General features: G+C 35.9%; 24 protein-coding genes. All 24 read left to right on the forward strand.

Annotated elements, in window-relative coordinates; all coding sequences use genetic code 11:
• Positions 1–27: 27 nt before the first annotated feature.
• Positions 28–288 carry a stage VI sporulation protein F gene (locus SH601_RS08925; protein WP_319957943.1) on the forward strand — a complete coding sequence of 87 codons (261 nt, stop codon included), beginning with the start codon at positions 28–30 and terminating at the stop codon, positions 286–288.
• Positions 289–638: 350 nt separating this feature from the next.
• Entirely contained in the window at positions 639–839 is a 201-nt protein-coding gene (locus tag SH601_RS08930) for a DUF2768 domain-containing protein (protein WP_319957944.1), read from the forward strand.
• Between the two features lie 21 nt (positions 840–860).
• The gene (locus tag SH601_RS08935) at positions 861–1589 is read left to right on the forward strand and encodes a hypothetical protein (RefSeq protein WP_319957945.1); all 729 of its coding nucleotides are present in this window, start codon (positions 861–863) and stop codon (positions 1587–1589) included.
• A gap of 432 nt (positions 1590–2021) precedes the next feature.
• Positions 2022–3500, forward strand: coding sequence for a stage IV sporulation protein A (spoIVA, locus tag SH601_RS08940; RefSeq protein WP_319957946.1), 1479 nt, complete (start codon positions 2022–2024; stop codon positions 3498–3500).
• Positions 3501–4026: 526 nt separating this feature from the next.
• The gene (locus tag SH601_RS08945; RefSeq protein WP_319957947.1) at positions 4027–4299 is read left to right on the forward strand and encodes an HU family DNA-binding protein; all 273 of its coding nucleotides are present in this window, start codon (positions 4027–4029) and stop codon (positions 4297–4299) included.
• A 170-nt stretch (positions 4300–4469) separates the two neighbouring features.
• Positions 4470–5249, forward strand: a complete 780-nt coding sequence (locus SH601_RS08950) for a heptaprenyl diphosphate synthase component 1 (protein WP_319957948.1) — start codon at positions 4470–4472, stop codon at positions 5247–5249.
• Complete coding sequence (locus tag SH601_RS08955; RefSeq protein ID WP_319957949.1) at positions 5249–5965, forward strand: demethylmenaquinone methyltransferase; 717 nt, start codon at positions 5249–5251, stop codon at positions 5963–5965. Before SH601_RS08950 ends, SH601_RS08955 begins: the two co-directional genes overlap by 1 nt.
• Before the next feature lie 11 nt (positions 5966–5976).
• Positions 5977–6948 carry a heptaprenyl diphosphate synthase component II gene (hepT, locus tag SH601_RS08960; RefSeq protein WP_319957950.1) on the forward strand — a complete coding sequence of 324 codons (972 nt, stop codon included), beginning with the start codon at positions 5977–5979 and terminating at the stop codon, positions 6946–6948.
• A gap of 10 nt (positions 6949–6958) precedes the next feature.
• Positions 6959–7408: a nucleoside-diphosphate kinase gene (gene ndk, locus SH601_RS08965; protein WP_319957951.1), complete on the forward strand. Its 450-nt coding sequence runs from the start codon at positions 6959–6961 to the stop codon at positions 7406–7408.
• Between the two features lie 35 nt (positions 7409–7443).
• Positions 7444–8220: a CheR family methyltransferase gene (locus tag SH601_RS08970; protein WP_319957952.1), complete on the forward strand. Its 777-nt coding sequence runs from the start codon at positions 7444–7446 to the stop codon at positions 8218–8220.
• Between the two features lie 79 nt (positions 8221–8299).
• Complete coding sequence (gene aroC, locus SH601_RS08975; RefSeq protein ID WP_319957953.1) at positions 8300–9466, forward strand: chorismate synthase; 1167 nt, start codon at positions 8300–8302, stop codon at positions 9464–9466.
• Positions 9467–10546, forward strand: a complete 1080-nt coding sequence (aroB, locus tag SH601_RS08980; RefSeq protein WP_319957954.1) for a 3-dehydroquinate synthase — start codon at positions 9467–9469, stop codon at positions 10544–10546.
• The gene (gene aroH / locus SH601_RS08985) at positions 10543–10914 is read left to right on the forward strand and encodes a chorismate mutase (protein ID WP_319957955.1); all 372 of its coding nucleotides are present in this window, start codon (positions 10543–10545) and stop codon (positions 10912–10914) included. Before aroB ends, aroH begins: the two co-directional genes overlap by 4 nt.
• 18 nt (positions 10915–10932) lie before the next feature.
• Entirely contained in the window at positions 10933–12024 is a 1092-nt protein-coding gene (gene hisC / locus SH601_RS08990; protein ID WP_319957956.1) for a histidinol-phosphate transaminase, read from the forward strand.
• Between the two features lie 14 nt (positions 12025–12038).
• On the forward strand, positions 12039–13139 hold the full coding sequence (locus tag SH601_RS08995; protein WP_319957957.1) for a prephenate dehydrogenase: 1101 nt from the start codon (positions 12039–12041) through the stop codon (positions 13137–13139).
• 12 nt (positions 13140–13151) lie between these two features.
• Positions 13152–14444, forward strand: a complete 1293-nt coding sequence (gene aroA, locus SH601_RS09000; RefSeq protein ID WP_413775107.1) for a 3-phosphoshikimate 1-carboxyvinyltransferase — start codon at positions 13152–13154, stop codon at positions 14442–14444.
• Between the two features lie 183 nt (positions 14445–14627).
• Positions 14628–15899, forward strand: coding sequence for a tetratricopeptide repeat protein (locus SH601_RS09005; RefSeq protein ID WP_319957959.1), 1272 nt, complete (start codon positions 14628–14630; stop codon positions 15897–15899).
• A 17-nt stretch (positions 15900–15916) separates the two neighbouring features.
• Positions 15917–16480, forward strand: coding sequence for a ReoY family proteolytic degradation factor (locus SH601_RS09010; protein WP_319957960.1), 564 nt, complete (start codon positions 15917–15919; stop codon positions 16478–16480).
• A gap of 187 nt (positions 16481–16667) precedes the next feature.
• The gene (locus SH601_RS09015; RefSeq protein ID WP_319957961.1) at positions 16668–17126 is read left to right on the forward strand and encodes a DUF2487 family protein; all 459 of its coding nucleotides are present in this window, start codon (positions 16668–16670) and stop codon (positions 17124–17126) included.
• A 144-nt stretch (positions 17127–17270) separates the two neighbouring features.
• Entirely contained in the window at positions 17271–17792 is a 522-nt protein-coding gene (locus SH601_RS09020; RefSeq protein WP_319957962.1) for a QcrA and Rieske domain-containing protein, read from the forward strand.
• A 3-nt stretch (positions 17793–17795) separates the two neighbouring features.
• The gene (gene qcrB / locus SH601_RS09025; RefSeq protein WP_319957963.1) at positions 17796–18470 is read left to right on the forward strand and encodes a menaquinol-cytochrome c reductase cytochrome b subunit; all 675 of its coding nucleotides are present in this window, start codon (positions 17796–17798) and stop codon (positions 18468–18470) included.
• Between the two features lie 27 nt (positions 18471–18497).
• A complete protein-coding gene (locus SH601_RS09030; RefSeq protein WP_319957964.1) occupies positions 18498–19295 on the forward strand; it encodes a menaquinol-cytochrome c reductase cytochrome b/c subunit in 798 nt (265 codons plus the stop codon).
• A 181-nt stretch (positions 19296–19476) separates the two neighbouring features.
• Positions 19477–20052, forward strand: a complete 576-nt coding sequence (lhaT, locus tag SH601_RS09035) for a lipoprotein heptaprenylglyceryl N-acetyltransferase LhaT (protein ID WP_483401957.1) — start codon at positions 19477–19479, stop codon at positions 20050–20052.
• A gap of 135 nt (positions 20053–20187) precedes the next feature.
• Positions 20188–20910, forward strand: coding sequence for a sporulation protein YpjB (locus tag SH601_RS09040; protein WP_319957965.1), 723 nt, complete (start codon positions 20188–20190; stop codon positions 20908–20910).
• Positions 20911–20929: the final 19 nt, after the last annotated feature.

Below are 20929 nucleotides of genomic sequence, written 5' to 3' on the forward strand. Positions count from 1 at the left end.
TAACTATAGTAGTTAGGAGGAGTTCATTTGGCTGATTTTAAACAAAATATGTTTGATCAAATTCAAAAAAAATCAAATGTACAACCAGACGATATTATGAAAGTAGCTCAATCTGTACAAAATGCAGATTTTTCGGATGAAAAAACAGTGAGAAAACTAGTTAAACAACTATCTAGTCTTGCTGGTAAACCTGTTTCTAAGCAAAAAGAAGAAAAAATAGTGAAAGCGATTATAGGTAATCAGATGCCTAAAGATATGAACACATTAAGTAAATTGTTTAAAAATTAATATTTTAGGCACTTGAGGATGCAAAGCAATTGAAACCAGCATAATATAAATCGCACAAGCATTCACTTTTAGGGTGATGATGGGTTTTTATTTAGTCAAAAACCGGAGTAGATGTTGCCCCTACTACTTCGGTCTTTTTCTTTGTTTTTATGGTAGCGATAACAAAAAAGGGAGTTGTATTCTGCGTTTACAGAAACCGTTTTATCACGTGTATACGTTCGTAATAGAATAGACTAAGTTTCGAGTTGGATGCTAAGTGGGGAACAAGGGCCAATTTCCTGAGAAGTTTCAATTTATGATATAATATGTAGCAGAATATTGTCAGAATTATTTGAAAGGGTGGATAGCAATTGACTGATCCGTTAATGAAAATGTGGATATCCTTCGGTGGTATGGGTGCGCTTATACTTGCAATGGTACTAATTTTATTTAGTAGATATAAACTAAAAGGGATCATTTCTGGAATTGTTGCATTTATAGCCTACGTTTTTTTAGTAATAGGAGGGCTTATTATTGCTTTAGTAGTTATTAGTGGCCCGTCAGCAGCGTAAGAAGGAGGAAAGAATATCGCAATGATACATAAAATTTTACTAGGCATTATGACTCTTTTTTTACTTGCTGGTTGCATGTATCCAGCAGAGCAACGAAATCAAGAACAAGTTAATCCAGATGTTCAATTAGAAGTAGTACAACATGCTGTCGATCTGTATCGAGAGCAATATAATGGTGCATTGCCTATTGTAACAAAAGACAATGATACACCGTTATATCAAAAATACATCATAGACTTCGCTGAGCTAAGAGAATCAGGTTTTATTCAAATGATTCCAGCAACTGCTTTTGAAAATGGAGGCACTTATCAATATGTTTTAGTTGATGTAGAGACAAATCCCACAGTTAAAGTGCTAGATTTGCATTTAGCTGATGAGTTAAGAGGGTATGAACAAAGGTTAATCATTTATCGTGATGAGCATACATACCCACCGTTTGGAGAGAAAATAGAAAATAACATTTATGCGCTTGACCATGAAAAGTTACATTTAGATGCACCACCAACTGTAACAAGTCCATATTCAAATGAGATGTTACCTGTTTATATAACTAGTAATGGTGATTTGTTGGTTGATTATCGAATGGATTTATATCAAGTATTGCAAGAAGAGGATGTCTCCTATCAAGAAGGAGAAGATATTCGCTCCATTCTTGTCAAGAACCACCCGGTAGTACCAGCCTATAGCATCCCTTTTACAATAAAGGCTGATGAACCAGTTTTTGCCCCTGAGATTGAAGAGGAATGGTAATTAATAAAAAAGAAAATTTAGAACGGCAGAATGAGAGGTAACGTTACATTTCTGCTCGTTCTATTTTTCTATGCAGGCGAAGTATAAAATGAGATTCCCTTTGATTGTTAGCGTTCGCCCATCCCTAAATTAACTTGCTTGTTTGAACTCAAAGATAGAAGAAGGGACTATGGATGCATGCAGTCTTAATGTTGAAATGGCCTCTTATTATGTTGATGAAAACAGTTAACAAAGGTAGCTAGTTTGATTAATCCTAATTTTTGTGAATAAACGCACGGATTCTTTCATATGTTGTTCATAGAACGACGCTAGGAAGGATAAGAAAGGATGATTATGCGAATTATTTGCATAAAATAATAGGACAACATCATAGAATAGAATTGTCAAAGATTCGAAGCTATGATGAGGTCGAATAGATCGGGAGGGGATCGTTTGGAAAGGGTAGATATCTTCAAAGATATTTCAAAACGAACGAATGGTGATATTTATTTAGGTGTAGTTGGAGCAGTTCGGACTGGTAAATCAACTTTTATTAAAAAATTCATGGAGAAAACAGTTTTACCTAATATGGCGAATGAAAGTGACAGATTACGAGCTCAAGATGAATTACCACAGAGTGCAGCAGGCAAAACAATTATGACAACAGAGCCAAAGTTTGTGCCAAACCAAGCAGTATCGCTGACTGTTGAAGAAGGCTTAGATGTTAATGTGCGGTTAGTAGATTGTGTTGGTTATACAGTAAACGGTGCACAAGGATTTGAGGATGAAAATGGACCTCGAATGATTCATACTCCGTGGTATGAAGAACCAATTCCTTTTCATGATGCAGCGGAAATTGGAACGAGAAAGGTAATTCAAGAGCATTCGACAATGGGAATAGTTGTGACTACAGATGGCTCAATTGGCGAAATACCTCGCTCAGATTATATCGAAGCAGAGGCTCGTATAGTAGAGGAGTTAAAAGAAGTAGGTAAACCTTTTATTATGATCGTTAATTCTGTACAGCCATATAACCAAGAAACAGAGTTGTTAAGACAAGATCTAACGGAAAAGTATGATATACCGGTATTATCTATGAGTGTTGAGGGGATGACAGAGCACGATATTAATAATGTCCTAAGAGAAGTGTTGTATGAATTTCCGGTATTAGAAGTCAATGTAAATTTACCTAGTTGGGTATTAGTTTTAGATGAAAAACATTGGTTGAGAAAAAACTATCAAGTAGCGATTGAAGAAACTGTAAAAGATATTCGTAGATTGAGAGATGTAGATCACGTTATAGGACAATTTGATCAATTTGATTATATTGATCAAGCGTCTCTAGCCGGAATTGAAATGGGAGAAGGAATAGCAGATATTGACCTGCATGCCCCTGATGAATTATACGACCAAGTATTAAAAGAGATTGTAGGAGAAGAGATTAGAGGCAAAGATCATCTACTCGAATTAATGCAGGAATTCACGAATGCCAAAAAAGAATATGATCAATTTGCAGATGCTTTGAAAATGGTAAAACAAACCGGTTACGGAGTAGCTGCGCCTGCTTTAGTTGATATGAAGTTAGAGGAGCCGGAGATTATTAGACAAGGACCACGATTTGGCGTGCGGTTAAAAGCTGTGGCACCATCTATTCATATGATAAAAGTAGATGTAGAGTCAGAATTTGCGCCAATTATCGGTACGGAAAAACAAAGTGAAGAACTAGTAAGGTATTTGATGCAAGATTTTGAGGAAGATCCATTATCTATATGGCAATCAGATATCTTCGGTAGATCGTTAAGCTCAATCGTTAGAGAGGGAATTCAAGCGAAATTATCACTTATGCCTGAAAATGCAAGATTTAAATTAAAAGAAACATTAGAGCGGATCATTAACGAAGGATCTGGCGGATTAATCGCGATAATTTTGTGAAAACAGTGACCGATGAAGAATGTTGTGTTCATTTCTCACGGTGTAAAAGTCCGTAATACCCCACTTATCAAGCTTGGAGTTTAAACAAGGAAGCTAAGTGGGGATAAATGGACGCTAACTCTTTGATTGAAGTCTCACTTCATACAATAGTTTTAGATAGTTTTAGCGAAAAAGCGTTAATGTAAATCATTGCGCTTTTTTATTTTGCATTAAACTTTGTTATATTTTTATTTTGTTTGGGAATAATCGGTAATAAGAGAATCACGTATATGCTCATTTCGTAAAAATATTGCTAAATCAACGTTTGAAAACTCTTGCATGACGATTTAACATGTGATAACATTCGAGGTAACTTGTAGTAAGTTAGCGAAAGAAAATAATTTTTTCTGTGTGAAATGCTAATAATTGTTGAATTATCTTTCATTCTCAGTTATTATAAGCGTTGTCCACATTTTGATGGACGGTAAATAGCTATATCGAGTTCTCTTTGAAGAATGATAGCTTTTATCGGGAGGAGGTGAATATCATGAACAAAACAGATCTAATCAATTCAGTTGCTGAGAAAAGTGAAATTTCTAAAAAAGATGCTACTAAAGCTGTAGATGCAGTTTTCGAATCTATCATGGATTCACTTAAAGATGGTGACAAAGTACAATTAATTGGTTTTGGTAATTTTGAGGTACGCGAACGTGCTGCACGTAAAGGGCGTAATCCACAAACAGGGGATGAAATCGAAATTCCAGCAAGCAAAGTGCCTGCTTTCAAACCAGGTAAAGCCCTTAAAGATATCGTAAAATAATATGGTATTACATATGGGCAAAAAAGGGTGCAATGTGCACCCTTTTTTCATATCATCTATTCAACATACCCCTCAATGAAATATCCATTCACAACCTAGTCGCTATGGTGTAAACTTATGCTATACTATGTTAAAATAAAGTAGTATCTAGAAGAATTGCGGTGAGTTTGATGACATACATAAAAACAATCAATTTTTATACAAATTTATTAACACAGACAATTAAACAGGATTTTCTGGACGAGCGTCTTGATGAACAAGCATTAGATATACATAAAATGGTTGCTCTTGATTATTTGTTACAAGGAGAACCTGATGAGACAACATTAGTTCAAACGACTATGCTTGTACAACTTGCTCTGAACACGCATGACAAAATTGGCTTTCCCTTTTCAGACAAAAAAATCAAAAAACAACAGTTAACAGTCCTTGCTGGTGATTACTATTCTGGCATCTATTATTTTCTGCTAGCTAAACATAATAACTTACCGTTTATCCGTGTCCTTGCAGATGGGATTAATGAAATGACTCAAAGAAAAATGGATCTATATTATACGAAATATGAGACATTAAATGAGTTTTTAGATGAGTTCAAAGATATTGAAGGAAAATTAATCGAAAAAGCTGGTGACTACGCTAAGAAATCGAATCAATTACCATATGTACTCACATGGATTTTAATCAAACGATTAGAATTTGAATTAGTGCAAGCGTACCATCACGAGGATACTTTCTTACGTAAAGTCATAATGGAAAATGTAGAAACAATCCAAAATGAACAAGAATTCATTCAACAAGTACAAGAATCGGTAGTTCTCTTTAAGTTAGAATTAGACAATTATACAACAGAAAATAATGAAAATACGTTATTACCAAAGGATTTAGATGTGTTTCAATATCAAACATTAAAAGAAAAATGGAATATAGCGTTGGAAGAAGGATTATCATAATGACGAAACAATCAAAAGAAGAAAAAGTACATCAAGTATTTGAGAAAATCTCGAACAATTACGATTATATGAATTCCATTATTTCGTTTCAAAGGCATAAAAAATGGCGAAAAGATGTGATGAAACGAATGCAAGTAACGAATGGAGCAAAAGCGTTGGATGTATGCTGTGGTACAGGAGATTGGACTTTTGCGCTATCAGAGGCTGCAGGCCAAGACGGTGAAGTGGTTGGTTTAGATTTTAGCCAAAATATGTTATCCGTAGCGAAAGAAAGACAAAAAGATCATCCATTATCCAACCTTCAGTTCATTCATGGGAATGCGATGGAGTTACCATTTGAGGATAATTATTTTGATTATGTAACGATAGGTTTTGGACTTAGAAATGTACCTGACTATTTACAAGCCTTGAAAGAAATGCATCGTGTTGTAAAACCAGGTGGCGTTGTCGTATGTTTGGAAACGTCACAACCAACTGGATTTATTTTTCGTAAATTGTATTATTTTTATTTCAAACACATTATGCCTTTGTTTGGAAGATTGTTTGCTAAAAGTTATAAGGAATATGTTTGGTTACATGACTCAGCAAAGGATTTTCCAGGCAAAGAAGCATTAAAGCAGTTATTTGAAGATGCTGGACTAACAAATGTTCAATACAAAAGCTATACAGGTGGAGTAGCAGCTATGCATCTTGGTGAAAAACAAGAGAAGAAATAAAGGTGAACTAAATGAAGCTTGCAAAAACATATACATTTTTAAAAAAGGATTTATCTCTAATTGAAAAAACATTGGAAGAAACCGTATATGCTGAGCAACCAGTCTTGCATGATGCATCTACCCAACTACTGAAAGCTGGAGGGAAAAGACTGAGACCAGTCTTTGCCTTATTAGCGTCCAAATTTGGTGATTATCAACTGGATAAAATAAAGAATGTTGCAAGTTCCTTAGAATTAATCCATATGGCGTCACTTGTTCATGATGATGTCATCGATGATTCTGATTTGAGACGTGGTAAACCTACGGTAAAAGCTAAATGGGATGACCAAGTAGCTATGTTGACTGGAGATTATATTTTTGCCAAAGCATTACAACAATTCACAGAAATTGATGATCCAAGAGCACATCAAATTTTATCTAAGACGATGATAGAATTAACAGTTGGAGAAATTGAACAAATTAAAGATAAGTATAATCTGGATCAAAATCTAAAAATATATTTGCGTAGAATTAAAAGAAAGACCGCACTACTGATATCATCTAGTTGTCAATTAGGGGCCATAGTTGCCAGGACTGATAGAACAACAGAAAAAGCATTATTCAAGTATGGCTATTATATGGGGATGTCTTATCAAATAATTGATGATATTCTCGATTTTACCGCGTCAGAGAAAGAATTAGGTAAACCAGCTGGAAGTGATTTAGTGCAAGGTAATATTACACTACCCGTTCTGTACGCGCTGGAAAATGAAGAAATTAGATCTGATCTTAAAAAGGCATTCAGCAAACCTAATGAAGTTACACAAGCTGACTTACAGCCTATTATTACGAAGATAGCTGAATCATCTGCTATTGAGAAAGCACGAAAAGTTAGTGATAGGTATCTTCAAAAGGCGTATCATTCATTGCATTTGTTACCTGAGAATCAAGCGAAAGAAGCACTAGCCAACATCGCAAATTACATAGGAAACAGAAAAATATAATGAGGTGAAAATGGTGGAACAGACATTCTTAATGGTAAAACCTGATGCTGTACAACGTAATCTAATCGGTGAAATTGTTACAAGGTTTGAACGAAAAGGCTTTAAGTTAGTAGCGGCGAAACTAATGACTATTTCAGAACCATTAGCTAAACAGCATTACCAAGAACATGACGGCAAACCTTTCTTCGATAGTTTAGTTTCTTTTATAACATCTGGCCCAGTATTTGCCATGGTATGGGAAGGTGAACAAGTTATTAGCGTATCAAGAAAAATGATGGGAAAAACAAATCCACAAGATGCGGAAATAGGCTCGATTAGAGGAGACTTCGGCATCGTGACACATCGAAATATCATTCATGGGTCTGATTCACCAGAAAGTGCAGAAAGAGAGATTAGCTTATTTTTTGAAAAGGATGAAATTCTAACCTATGAAAAAAATATAGATATCTGGTTAACATAACCATTAGCTAATACCTATTAAAAGGGAGTAGGGAAATGACGGATTATCCAACATTTATAGAGAAAATACATAAAAAAACGGGACTTGATTTATCTTTATATAAAGAAGTGCAGATGAAAAGAAGATTAACTTCTTTGCGAAATAAACGAGGCTTTCATTCATTTAATGATTATTTTCAGGCTATTAATAATGATCTAGAGCTCCTGCAGGAATTTTTAGATAAGGTTACTATTAATGTGTCAGAATTTTATCGAAATCCTGTTAGGTGGCGTGTGCTTGAAGATAAGTTGTTGCCTCCTTTTAAAAAATCTAAGAAGAAGATAAAAATTTGGAGTGCTGCCTGTTCGACAGGAGAAGAGCCTTATACACTAGCTATTATTGCGAACCAATTTTGGGATCTAAGTGATATTGAAATAACAGCTACAGATATTGATCCGAATGTACTAGCGAGAGCAAAACAAGGAATTTATAATAGCCGCGCATTACAAGAAGTGCCAGAACCTATTAAACAGAAGTATTTTCATCAAGAAGGAGATACATATCGAATTGATGAACGGTTAAAACAAACGATTACCTTTAAGGAGCATAATTTACTTGCTGATCAATATCCTAAAGAGGTCGATTTAATTGTTTGTCGAAATGTATTGATTTACTTTACTGAAGAAGCTAAAACAAGGATTTATCATCAATTCAGTGATGCACTAACAAATGATGGAATCTTTTTTGTTGGTAGCACGGAACAAATTTTCTCACCAGAGCGATATGGACTGAAAGCTTTGGATACTTTCTTTTACGAAAAGAATAAAAATTAAGCGAATTTTTAAAAAAGTTACACAATTGTTACATGCTGTGTTATAGTATTAAAAATATAAAAGATTAAGGGGGATAACAATGCGTTATTTAACAGCAGGTGAATCGCATGGTAAACAGCAAACAACAATCATTGAAGGCTTACCAGCGAATATGCCAATTGCACAAACAGATATAAATGACTCGCTCCTACGTCGCCAAAAAGGGCACGGTAGAGGGAAGCGAATGCAAATAGAGAAAGATTTAGTAGATATAGTAGGTGGTGTTCGCCACGGTTACACATTGGGATCTCCTATCGCTTTAGTTGTTCACAATGATGATTTTAAACACTGGATCGATGTTATGGGCGAAGATCCTGTTCCAGAGGATCAACATATTCGTCGTGTTGTCACACGTCCACGTCCAGGACATGCTGATTTAAATGGAGCAATAAAATACGGTCATCGTGACATGCGTAATATTTTAGAGCGTTCATCAGCTAGAGAGACAACAGCAAGAGTAGCAGCGGGTGCTGTAGCGAAGACTTTATTGAAAAATTTAGATATTAATATTGTTGGCTATGTAAAAGAAATTGCTGGTATTAAAGCAGAAGAAAAACCAGATTTATCAATAGAAGATAAGATTCGTATTTCTGAAGAATCTCCTGTACGATCTTTAGACGAAGTGGCAGGGAAACAAATGATGGATGCTATTGACCAAGCGAAAAAAGATGGTGATTCTATCGGCGGTGTATGTGAAGTAGTAGTGGAAGGTTTACCGGCAGGCCTTGGTTCTTATGTTCATTATGATCGAAAATTAGATGGACGTATTGCAGGTGCAGTTCAAAGCATTAATGCTTTTAAAGGTGTAGAATTCGGACTTGGTTTCGAAGCAGCCCGAAATAATGGTAGTGATGTACATGATGAAATATTATGGTCGGAAGAAAGAGGTTATTACCGCAGAACAAATCGCTTAGGTGGTTTTGAGGGTGGTATGACGACAGGTATGCCAGTCGTTGTAAAAGGTGTAATGAAACCTATCCCTACATTGTATAAGCCATTACAAAGTGTTGATATCGAGACAAAAGAACCATTTAACGCAAGCATTGAACGTTCTGATTCATGCGCAGTTCCAGCAGCTGCTGTAGTAATGGAGCATGTTGTTGCGTTTGAAATTGCTAAAGCAATCTTAGAACAATTCCCAAATGATCAATTTCCTAAATTGAAGGAAGCAATGGAACAATACCGTGAGGAAATAAGGAGCTTCTAAATGCATAAACAGACGATAACTACTAGTACTAATCAATATGATGTTGTGGTAGGTGATGACTTATTAAGTACGTTATATACGTATTTACCCAAAGCATATCAACACATATTAGTAGTAACAGACTCTGTTGTAAATGAGTTATATACGGAAAAAGTATTAACTCATTTACCTGATAGTGCAAAAGTTTCTGTTCATGTTGTTCCAGCGGGAGAAGCATCAAAAAGCATGGAGCAATACAGTGAACTATTGACAGAGGCGATTGTTCAACAGTTAGACCGTAAATCACTAATTATTGCGCTTGGTGGCGGAATGATTGGTGATTTAGCTGGTTTTGTTGCATCTACCTATATGCGTGGTATTGATTATATTCAAGTGCCAACAACTATTTTAGCTCATGATAGTAGTGTCGGTGGAAAAGTAGCAATCAATCATCCTGAAGGAAAAAATTTGATTGGGAGCTTTTATCCACCACAAGCTGTTATCTATGATGTATCAACATTGCAATCATTACCTGATAAAGAGATTCGTTCAGGCTATGCAGAAGTAGTAAAGCATGGTTTTATTAGTAATCGAGCTTATTTGGATGATGTGTTGAAGACAGATTTAACTACCCAAATTGACCCTATAGTAACGACAGAGCATTTGCAAAAAGGCATTGCCGTAAAAGCTAGTGTTGTGGAGAGGGATGAGAAAGAATCCAATATAAGAAAATATTTAAACTTTGGTCATACGTTAGGTCATGCAATTGAATCTGAGTTAGGATACGGGCAGATAACGCATGGAGAAGCAGTAGCAATCGGGATGTTATTTGCTATAAGAGTTAGCGAATATAAATTCAAGATCAGCTTGCCATATGATGCATTTTATCGTTGGTTGTCAGCAAATAATTATCCTTTACAGCTACCTGCAATACCACTAGAAAAACTAGTAGAGCGAATGAAAATAGATAAGAAATCTGAAAATAGTACGGTACAATTAGTACTACTTAAAGAAATAGGTGAACCTACATCAGAAAACATTTCAGATGAGGAGCTTACCGATCTTTTGGAAAAATTCATGGGAGAGTTGGGTTCAGAATGATAAGAGGTATACGGGGAGCAACAACAGTTAATAGCAATGATGCGGACGAAATCGTTGCAGCAACGAAGGAAATGATCGAAACAATGGCAGCGAAGAATGAAGTAGATCCAGAAACGATCGCTTCCGTCATCATTTCTGTCACGCCAGATTTAAACGCTACATTTCCAGCAAAAGCTTTACGCTTGATTGATGGATGGAAATACGTCCCTGTTATGTGTATGCCAGAAATAAATGTTCCTGGTAGCTTACCGAAGTGTATTCGCGTTATGATGACTGTTAACACACCCAAATCTCAAAAAGAAATAGAACATGTATATGTAAATGACGCGATAAAATTACGACCTGATTTAATAGAGGAACAGGAATAAATAGAGGGGGTTATATCTGTGCAGGCTAAACAAGTATTGAAGGGAATGACTCCCTATACACCGGGAAAACAAATTGAAGATGTAAAAAAAGAATTTGGATTAACGAAAATTGTTAAATTAGCTTCTAATGAAAACCCGTACGGTTATTCTGGTAAAGTAAAAGAAGCAATTCCAACGATGATTGACCATCTTGAAATTTATCCAGATGGTTATGCGGCACAATTACGTGATAAATTAGCAACTACATTAGGGGTAGACGAGAAACAATTAGTTTTCGGTTGTGGTTCAGATGAAATCATTGATTTTATTTGCCGTTCTTATTTAGAAAAAGGAACAAATACGGTAATGGCAACACCTACTTTTCCTCAGTATAAGCACAATGCATTAATTCAAGGTGCTGATATTGTGGAAGTTCCTTTATTAGAGAGTGGTTATCATGATCTAGAAGCGATGCTAGAAAAAGTGAATAAACAAACACGAGTAGTGTGGTTGTGCTCTCCGAACAATCCAACTGGTTCTTTAATAAGCTGTGAGCAGTTAGTTCATTTTCTCGATACATGTCCAAGCGATGTATTAGTTGTATTAGATGAGGCTTATTATGAATACATTGAACGAGAGAAAGATCCAGATAGTATTAGCTTAGTATCGACTTACAATAATTTAGTAGTATTACGCACATTCTCAAAAGCATATGGCTTAGCTAATTTGCGTGTTGGATATGGCGTTGCCTCAGAAGAAGTAGCGACCTACTTAAACATAACTCGTGGACCTTTTAATACGACTTCTATTTCTCAATTATCTGCTAGTATAGCTTTAGATGACGAAGCGTTTATTCAACATAGCTATGAAGAAAACGTAAAAAATAAACAAACATTCATGGATGAATGTAAAGCATTAGGATTAGATTATTATGATTCAGAAGGAAACTTCTTATTCGTAAAACTACCTACGTCAGGTGATGCTCTGTTTGAGTATCTAATGACAAAAGGATTTATTGTTCGTTCTGGAGAAGCTTTAGGCCATCCGAATGGTGTTCGTATTACCATTGGTTCAGCTGAGCAAATGAAGGAATTAGCAGCTCATATGAAAGAATTTTTAGCAGCAAACTAAAAGGAGAGTAAGTCGTGGAACAAACGGTTTTAGTGGCAGGTCTCGGATTAATAGGAGGCTCACTTGCTTTAAATATAAGAGAAAACAAACAAGTGCGATTAATTGGGTATGATTCTAGTTACAGCACGCTAGAATATGCCAAAATGAATAGAATAGTGGATGAAGCGTACAGTGATTTCGCTGAAGCAGTTATACAAGCTGATGTTTGTATATTAGCTGCACCAGTATCTGTCACTGTAGAACTTATCCATCAATTAAACAGCCTCACGTTAAATAAAAAAATCATTGTGACAGATGTAGGCTCTGTTAAAGGACCGATTATGGAGGCAGCGAATGAGTTAGATTCACCATCTATCGCGTATATTGGCGGGCATCCAATGGCTGGTTCACATAAGAAAGGTATACAAGCAGCTAAGAAGCATTTATTAGAGAATGCCATTTATGTTCTTTCACCAACAGATAGTGCATCAACGGAAGACGTACAAAGGTTACAAGCGCTTTTAATTCCAACAAATTGTAAGTTTGTCCTATTAGATCCAGAAGAGCATGATGAAATGACAAGTGTTATTTCACATTTTCCCCATCTAATCGCTTCATCTCTTGTGCATCAGGCAAGAAGTTGGCAAAAGACACATCCATATATTCACAAACTTGCTGCAGGAGGTTTTCGCGATATTACGAGGATTGCGTCTAGTAACCCATTAATGTGGAGAGATATTTTCTTTCAGAATCGTTCTAAAATGAGTAGACTGTTGGAAGACTGGATTCAAGAAATGAAACACTTGAAAGAATTAATTGATACGGGTGAAAAGACACAGATCCAGCAATATCTAGAGCAAGCTCGAGAGTATCGAGATGGATTGGACACAAGAAAGCAAGGGGCCATTCCTTCCTATTATGACCTGTATGTAGATATATTTGACCAACCTGGTGCTATTTTGAAAGTTATTGAGATTTTAGCCAACCATGATATCAGTATTAAAAATATTGAGATTTTGGAAATTAGAGAAGGTATTACAGGTGTCTTGCGTTTAAGTTTTCAGAACAAGAATGATCAAGAACTTAGCCAAGCAATCTTGAAGAAAAATCACTATGATACAGTGATAGAAGAATAGGAGATGGATATTTTGTCGCAAAAAGTACTTGCATATGGCAATAAGCCGCTTACTGGACAAATGTCAGTTCCAGGTGATAAATCGATTTCACATAGGGCAGTTATGTTTGGTTCGTTAGCTAAAGGAGAAACAAATATAACGAATTTTTTGGCCGGTGAGGATTGTTTATCGACTATCGCTGCTTTCCAAGCGATGGGAGTTCAGATAGACCGAAATGAACATACCGTGTCGATTAAGTCCAACGGAATAAGTGGGTTAACGGAGCCGTCTCAACCAATTGATTTAGGCAATTCAGGCACAACAGCCCGTCTTTTAATGGGAATCTTGGCAGGCTTACCGTTTCATTTTACGCTGTTTGGTGATGCTTCTTTATCTAAACGACCAATGGATCGAATTGCCAATCCTTTACGTGAAATGGGAGCAACAATTGATGGACGTGATAACGGCAGACTGTTACCGATGTCAGTAAGGGGAGGGAAATTATCTCCGATTGACTTTAAACCGCCTGTGAAAAGTGCTCAAGTAAAATCAGGTGTGCTATTAGCAGGTCTATTAACGGATGGTGTTACAACGGTCGAGGAAGTGATCAAAACACGTGATCATACGGAAAATATGTTGAAAGCCTTTGGTGCTAATATTGAGGTAGAAGGTACAAAAGTTACAATTGAAGGTAATCAACCTTTAACAGGTTGTGATATCGAAGTACCTGGTGATATATCTTCTGCTGCCTTTTTCTTAGTAGCCGCCGCTATTTCAGAAGCTAGTAATATAACAATCGAAAATGTTGGCTTGAATCCTACAAGAACAGGGATTATTGATGTATTAGAGCTGATGGGTGTTACAATTACTGTTGAAGAAAAAAGAACAGTTGGTGGTGAGCCAATCGGTGATATTACAGTAAAAGCTTCTAATGTGAAAGGTGCCGAAATTGAAGGGGACATTATTCCAAGAATTATTGATGAAATTCCGATTATCGCTTTACTTGCCACTCAAGCAACGGGACAAACAGTGATTAAAGATGCAGAAGAATTGCGTTTTAAGGAAACCGATAGAATAGCATCTGTTGTACAAACGTTAACTACATTAGGTGCGACAATTACTGGTACGAAAGATGGCATGATTATTGAAGGAAATACAAACCTACATGGTGGTGTGACGCAATCATTTGGAGATCACCGGATTGGTATGATGATCGCTGTTGCATCCTTACTAACAGATGAAGAAATCGAATTGCATGACCCAGAATGTATTGCTGTTTCACACCCAACATTTTTCGAAGATTTAGATTCATTATTAGACAACTAAATAATAGTCAGTGGTTAGGATGTTACGATGGCTGGATAGAGTTTGGTGGTTAACTGTACTCGCTCCAGCCATTTTTTTATCACGCTGCAAACTTCGGTAGAAATCCCTCTTAGTTGCTGGATTTAATGTTATCATTTAAGATGGTACATATAGATGTAGATGTGAAAAGAAAGGTTGAAAATATTGAATACTATAGAACAAGCAATTGAATTAATCCATGCTGGTGAAGTAGAAGAAGCATTAAGTTTACTTAATAGAATAGCTAAGACAGCAGATATAGATACTAAATTAGAAATCTCCCAAATTTTTATGGAGCTAGGTAACCAAGACCTAGCAGAGGTTCTTTTAAAAGAAATATTAGAGTTAGAACCAGGTAATAGTGATGTGAAGTTATTTTTAGCAGACATCCGAATAGATGATAATAAAGATGAAGAAGCAATTGAATTGTTAAATGAGATTGAAGAAGGAGACGAAAACTATCTTCAAGCATTAGTACAACTAGCAGACTTATATCAAGCGCAAGGGTTGTTTGAGGTAGCAGAAAGAAAATTACTAGTCGCAAAGAATCTGGCTCCAGAAGAAATGATTATTGATTTTGCCCTTGCAGAATTATCCTTCTCATCTGGTGAATATCATAAATCGATTATCTATTATGAAAAAATAAAAGAGAAACAAGATGAAGTTGCAGGTGTTAATATAGCCAGTAGACTAGCGGAAGCCTATGCATTAAATGGGGAGTTCGAAGCATCCCTTGACTACTATCAAAATCTAGATACAACAGACCCTGAAACACTTTTCCGTTATGGCTTTCTTGCTTTTAAATCAGAACGTTATGAAATAGCGATTCATGCGTGGGAAAATTTATTGGAAGAAGAGTTAGAATATCCTTCTGTTTATTTATATTTAGCGAAGGCGTATGAAGAAGAAGGACTAATAAATGAAGCATATGAGACGGGAAATAAAGGGGTAGAAATGGACCCATTTAATAAAGAGATGTGGTTAACAGCTGGTAAAATATCACTGAAGGCTGGCGCAACGGAAAGGGCCTTTGAACAAGTAGAAAAAGCTATTTCGTTAGATAATGAATACCAAGAAGCATTGTTATTCTTAGTGGAAACATATAAAAAACAAGGTGATTATGATCAAATCATCGATTTATTAACAAAACAAATTAATATTGAGCAATTAGATGGTATATTCTTCTGGGAACTTGCGAAAGCATATAATGAGGAAGAAGACTACAAACAGGCATTAAATGCCTACCAAAATGCATACAATAAAATTAAGCAAGATACTGATTTCTTGAAGGATTACGGGTACTTTCTAGTTGAAGAAGGGAGGATAAATACGGCACTACAAGTATTGGAAGAATATCTGATTTTAGAACCATCTGATTTTGATATTAGACAATATACGGAGCGGTTAAAGGATCAAAATAATGATACTCTCTTGTAGATGGAGGGGAAGTGAATTTGGAAACGTCAATTCGTGTAGAGGATAAAAAATCGTTTATTCAGTGGTTTCTAGACAATTATCAAATGAAAAAGAGAGAAAGTGTTTGGATTTTAAATTATTTAATAAACCATGAACAACTATTGAAGCATGTTCATTTTGTATTGGAAGCTCGTTTTTGCCCTCGAGCAATGATTATATCCACTCATTGCTCGAAGGAAATTGCTTTTCGATTCTATAAGAAACATATTGTAACCACTGACGCTGATAAATCATTTCATGATATCCGACTACATGCAAAAGAACCTATATATATTCAGCTAAACTTTAAGGATTCTAAACAAAGCATTCCATATATGAAAGTATTAGAGGATAATCCATTTATTCCAGATGACTACTTTTTAACGAAAAGCGAAAAAAAATTAGCGGAGGAATGGCTGGAATACTCCTTGTATGAATATAAAAAGGAAATGCTACTTAAAAATATCAACCAAGCGCTAGATGAAAAGAATCAAGAATTATTCGAGAAATATTCTGAACAATTGAAGAAATTAGAAGCATCCTATATTATTAAGAGTGAATAGAAAACGGAAGCCCTACTACTGGGAGTTTCCGTTTCTTTTTTCTAGTTTACTTAACATTATTAGTCCTAAAAACATATGAAACCGTTGTATACCTAGTTTGAGGATCAAAAAAGTGGTGTGAACCAAACAAGGAACATATAGAGAAAACTATTACTACATTATAAATAGCATTGGAGGATGGATATAGATGAAGTGGAAAAAAGATGATGTGAAGCTATTCTTTCAAGAGAAGGAATATATTGATACACTTTGTATCCCGCTTGTACCAATTGATTTATCAAGCGAGCACGAAGCAACTAAGTTAGCGGACCAAGCTACAACATTACAGATCATGACAGATGAATTAGAACGTAATTTTACGGGTAGAATAATGATAAGTCCGGCTTATACATATGTACGAACTGGCGATTATGAGAAGGAAAGTATTCATCTCAATCAATGGACAAGCCTTTTTTCTAATCAACATTTTAAACATGTTTTCTTACTTACTTATGATGTTAATTGGAAAAAAAATGAGCAATTACTTGACCAACAGTTATTGTGGTTAACACATACTACGATAGACGATTATCAATCTAGCGAGACGAAAAAATGGGTAAATAACCAAGTTGCACAAATAAGTGAACTAATTAGAAGTTATTGGTGATTGGTAATCTTTACAGAAAATAGATATTATAGATGACATTTTATTGACCGTAACTTTAGTTTGCGCTATCATTAAATTGTCCTAGTAATATTATTGAGAGTTTTTAATCCATGAAGTCGGAGTATGTGTAGAGGGGGGTAAGTGATGTCAGACAAAAAACAGCAAGTTTCCCGTCGTCAATTTCTTAATTATTCACTAACAGGTGTTGGCGGTTTCATGGCTGCTAGTGTGCTAGCACCTATGATTCGTTTTGCAGTGGACCCTGTATTGCAAGCGAGTACAGATGGTGATATGCAACCAGTTGTTGATGTGTCAGAAATTACGGAAGAACCACAACGATTTGATTGGACTTTCGAACAAGTTGATGGCTGGTATACGTCTAACGCGACACATAGTGCTTGGGTTTATAAAGATGAAAACGGCGACATAGTAGCGCTCTCACCAACTTGTAAACACTTAGGTTGTGCCGTAAACTGGGCGGGTAATCCAGATTATCCGGATCAGTTTTTCTGTCCGTGTCATGATGGACGTTACTACAAAAATGGTTTAAACGTTCCAAACACGCCACCAAGTGCTGCACTAGATTTATATGAATTCGAAGTGAGAGAAGGAACGTTATATCTAGGAAGCCCTGTTGAAAATCCAGTTGAGAAGGGAGGAGCATAATAGATGTTACAAAAGGTATATGACTGGATTGATGATCGAGTGGATATTACACCACTTTGGAGAGATATTGCTGACCATGAAGTACCAGAACATGTGAATCCCGCACATCATTTTTCTGCATTTGTTTATTGTTTTGGTGGCTTAACGTTCTTTGTAACCGTCATCCAAATCTTATCAGGGATGTTTTTAATGATGTACTATGTACCTGATATTGAAAATGCTTGGCGCTCTGTCTATTATCTACAAACACAAGTAGCACATGGGCAAATAGTTAGAGGAATGCACCATTGGGGAGCTAGTGTCGTCATAGTAATGTTGTTTTTACATACGTTGCGCGTGTTCTTCCAAGGGGCTTATAAGAAACCTCGTGAGTTAAACTGGATGGTAGGTGTACTGCTATTTTTTGTTATGCTTGCTCTAGGATTAACTGGTTACTTATTACCGTGGGATAATAAAGCATACTTTGCAACCGTTGTAACACTTGAAATTGCAGAAGGAGTTCCTTTCATTGGAGAAATGGCCAAAACACTATTAAATGGTGATCCATCGATTGTAGGAGCCCAAACTTTAGCTAGATTCTTTGCGATTCATGTGTTCTTCTTACCAGCAGCATTATTCGTGTTGATGGCTATTCACTTTATCATGATTCGTAAACAAGGTATTTCTGGTCCGCTATAGAATATAGCTAACGAAGGAGGGATAGCAGTGAAACGAGGTAAAGGAATGAAGTTTGTTGGTGATTCGCGTGTTACCGCTGACAAACAGAAGTTTATTCCGAAAGATTATTCGGAATACCCTGGTCGAACAGAAGCGTTTTGGCCAAACTATTTACTAAAAGAATGGTTAGTAGGTGCTGTGTTCTTAGTAGGCTTTTTATGTTTAACTATCGCACACCCTGCTCCACTTGAAAAAATGGCCGATCCGACAGATACTAGTTACTTACCATTACCAGACTGGTACTTCTTATTCTTATATCAATTATTAAAGTATAAGTTTGCGAGTGCTGAGTTTTTTGTTTTAGGTGCTATTGTTATACCTGGTCTAGCATTTGGAGCACTTTTCCTAGCTCCTTTCTTAGACAGAGGAGAAGAAAGGCGCCCACATAAAAGACCGATTGCGACTGGTTTAATGCTTTTAGCTTTCGTTGCAGTTTTTTGGTTAACATATGAAGCGGCAGCCCATGTTGATTGGGAAGAAAAAGCAGAAAATAATCAACCAGAGTGGCCAGATGACCAAGTTGCCATTGATATTGATGAATCTGATCCAGCGTTTGCCTTATATGAGGAAAACAGTTGTCTGAATTGCCATGGTGGAGATCTAAGTGGTGGGGCAGCTGCGCCAAGTTTAATAGGTATTGATTTGGATGCTGAAGAGATTAAAGATATTGCAGTTAATGGTATTGGTGAGATGCCAGCTGATCAATTCCAAGGTAGTGACGAAGAGTTAGATCAATTAGCAGAATTTATTGTTTCGGTAAACGAACAAGCTGAAGCAGAAGAATAAATGAAAGCCTCGCTTACTTTTTATAAGTATAAGCGAGGCTTTTTATCAATCTGTTAAATGAGCAAAATATGAGAAAGATTACAGTTGAGACTTTATTCTCTGTTTTGTTTTGCTATATAATAGCTAGTATGTTATTGGTTGTAAAAAAACATACAGTGTTGTTGTAGAAAGGGGAAACGAGTTGCATAAATTATTGTTTCATCCATATTTTATGGTCTTTTTATTTATTGTTAATTTTTTAGGAACTATTTATGGTTACGTGTGGTATGGTGGTCAGTTAAGTCAAACACCAATGCAGTTCCTACTATTTGTTCCTGATAGCCCAACAGCAAGTTTATTTTTTACCATTTTCCTATATTTTAATTTAAGAGGAAAACAAGTACCGTTAATAGAAGCGTTGGCATTCACCTCTCTTGTAAAATATGGGGTTTGGGCGGTTGTGATGAATCTTTTAACACTATACATAAATGGAGACTTAAGCTGGCAAGGCTATATGCTGATTGCTTCACACGGTGCAATGGCTATTCAGGCTTTTTTATATGCGCCACTTTACCAGATAAAACTCAAGCATTTAGCAATTGCAGCAGTTTGGTTATTACATAATGAAATAATTGATTACGTATATGGAATGATGCCTATTTATGGTAGTTTGACGGATTACCAGGATCATATTGGTTACTTTACATTTTGGCTTTCCGTTATGACTATTTTTACGGTTTATATGGTGTCTGTTAAGAAAAATATACGAGAATTATAAGTTGTATAAAGTGGGACTTCCATCTTGAAATGTGGATATTACGGATGTTTGCGCCGTGATAAAGGGAAGAATAATGCATAACTACACCGTTTTTTTCATACATTTTAGAAAAGAAAGATGGAAGAAGGGGTAGTTGTGCGAACTTTATATAAATTCTTTCTTATGTTCATTTTCATAATCATACAAGCTTTTTTTGTGATGAATGTGTCGGCAAACAGTGATGAGCATTATATGTACACGATTGAACGATTAGTACAGGAAGAGCGCTACCATGTTGCTGAGCAATTAATGAAACAACATCAAACAAGTATTATCCAACAAGCTGGAGAAGAAAAAGATACGTATGCGCCGATTTTAGAGGAATATTTATTAAATAGCTTGAACATGTTGGCAGACCCAAATGCAACACATGCAGAAAAACAATTAGTAGTACAACAAACCGTCATTTTATGGGATGCTATGACAACAAAAACAGCCCCGCTTTGGACGACATGGAAGACTGAATTGGAAAGAAAAATGGAAGGTATGCTAGGTAAATCAGAAATCAGTCAAGCAGAGATGGATGAGCTTATTTATTATGTAGAAGTTATTTCTCCTGTAGTTAAATTACACTTAACAAGTGAAAAGTACAAACAATACGAAGAGAGCATACAAGTTATAACAAACACTCATCCGACTAATGATCAGGCGGAGTTAGAAGAGACTTTTTCACAAATAGCTAAACTTTCGATAGATTCCATGACAAACGCTAATGCTCATTACACAAAATGGTTAATCGGTATAGTCTTTACATTTATTTTCCTGAGTTTATCGTACGTTGCTTGGGCAAAATATCGTGCAGAATATTCACGATCATAAAAATTGACACCATGTTGTT

Origin of the sequence: Gracilibacillus pellucidus, assembly GCF_033949965.1 — a bacterium.
GTDB classification, from domain to species: domain Bacteria; phylum Bacillota; class Bacilli; order Bacillales; family Amphibacillaceae; genus Gracilibacillus; species Gracilibacillus pellucidus.

Excerpts from the sequence above, each read along its gene's own strand:
- ndk (WP_319957951.1), top strand. The coding sequence starts at position 6,959 with ATGGTGGAACAGACATTCTTAATGGTAAAACCTGATGCTGTACAACGT.
- SH601_RS08945 (WP_319957947.1), top strand. The coding sequence starts at position 4,027 with ATGAACAAAACAGATCTAATCAATTCAGTTGCTGAGAAAAGTGAAATT.
- aroH (WP_319957955.1), top strand. The coding sequence starts at position 10,543 with ATGATAAGAGGTATACGGGGAGCAACAACAGTTAATAGCAATGATGCG.
- SH601_RS08935 (WP_319957945.1), top strand. The coding sequence starts at position 861 with ATGATACATAAAATTTTACTAGGCATTATGACTCTTTTTTTACTTGCT.
- hepT (WP_319957950.1), top strand. The coding sequence starts at position 5,977 with ATGAAGCTTGCAAAAACATATACATTTTTAAAAAAGGATTTATCTCTA.
- aroB (WP_319957954.1), top strand. The coding sequence starts at position 9,467 with ATGCATAAACAGACGATAACTACTAGTACTAATCAATATGATGTTGTG.
- SH601_RS08970 (WP_319957952.1), top strand. The coding sequence starts at position 7,444 with ATGACGGATTATCCAACATTTATAGAGAAAATACATAAAAAAACGGGA.
- aroC (WP_319957953.1), top strand. The coding sequence starts at position 8,300 with ATGCGTTATTTAACAGCAGGTGAATCGCATGGTAAACAGCAAACAACA.
- SH601_RS08955 (WP_319957949.1), top strand. The coding sequence starts at position 5,249 with ATGACGAAACAATCAAAAGAAGAAAAAGTACATCAAGTATTTGAGAAA.
- SH601_RS09020 (WP_319957962.1), top strand. The coding sequence starts at position 17,271 with ATGTCAGACAAAAAACAGCAAGTTTCCCGTCGTCAATTTCTTAATTAT.
- SH601_RS09015 (WP_319957961.1), top strand. The coding sequence starts at position 16,668 with ATGAAGTGGAAAAAAGATGATGTGAAGCTATTCTTTCAAGAGAAGGAA.
- qcrB (WP_319957963.1), top strand. The coding sequence starts at position 17,796 with ATGTTACAAAAGGTATATGACTGGATTGATGATCGAGTGGATATTACA.
- SH601_RS08950 (WP_319957948.1), top strand. The coding sequence starts at position 4,470 with ATGACATACATAAAAACAATCAATTTTTATACAAATTTATTAACACAG.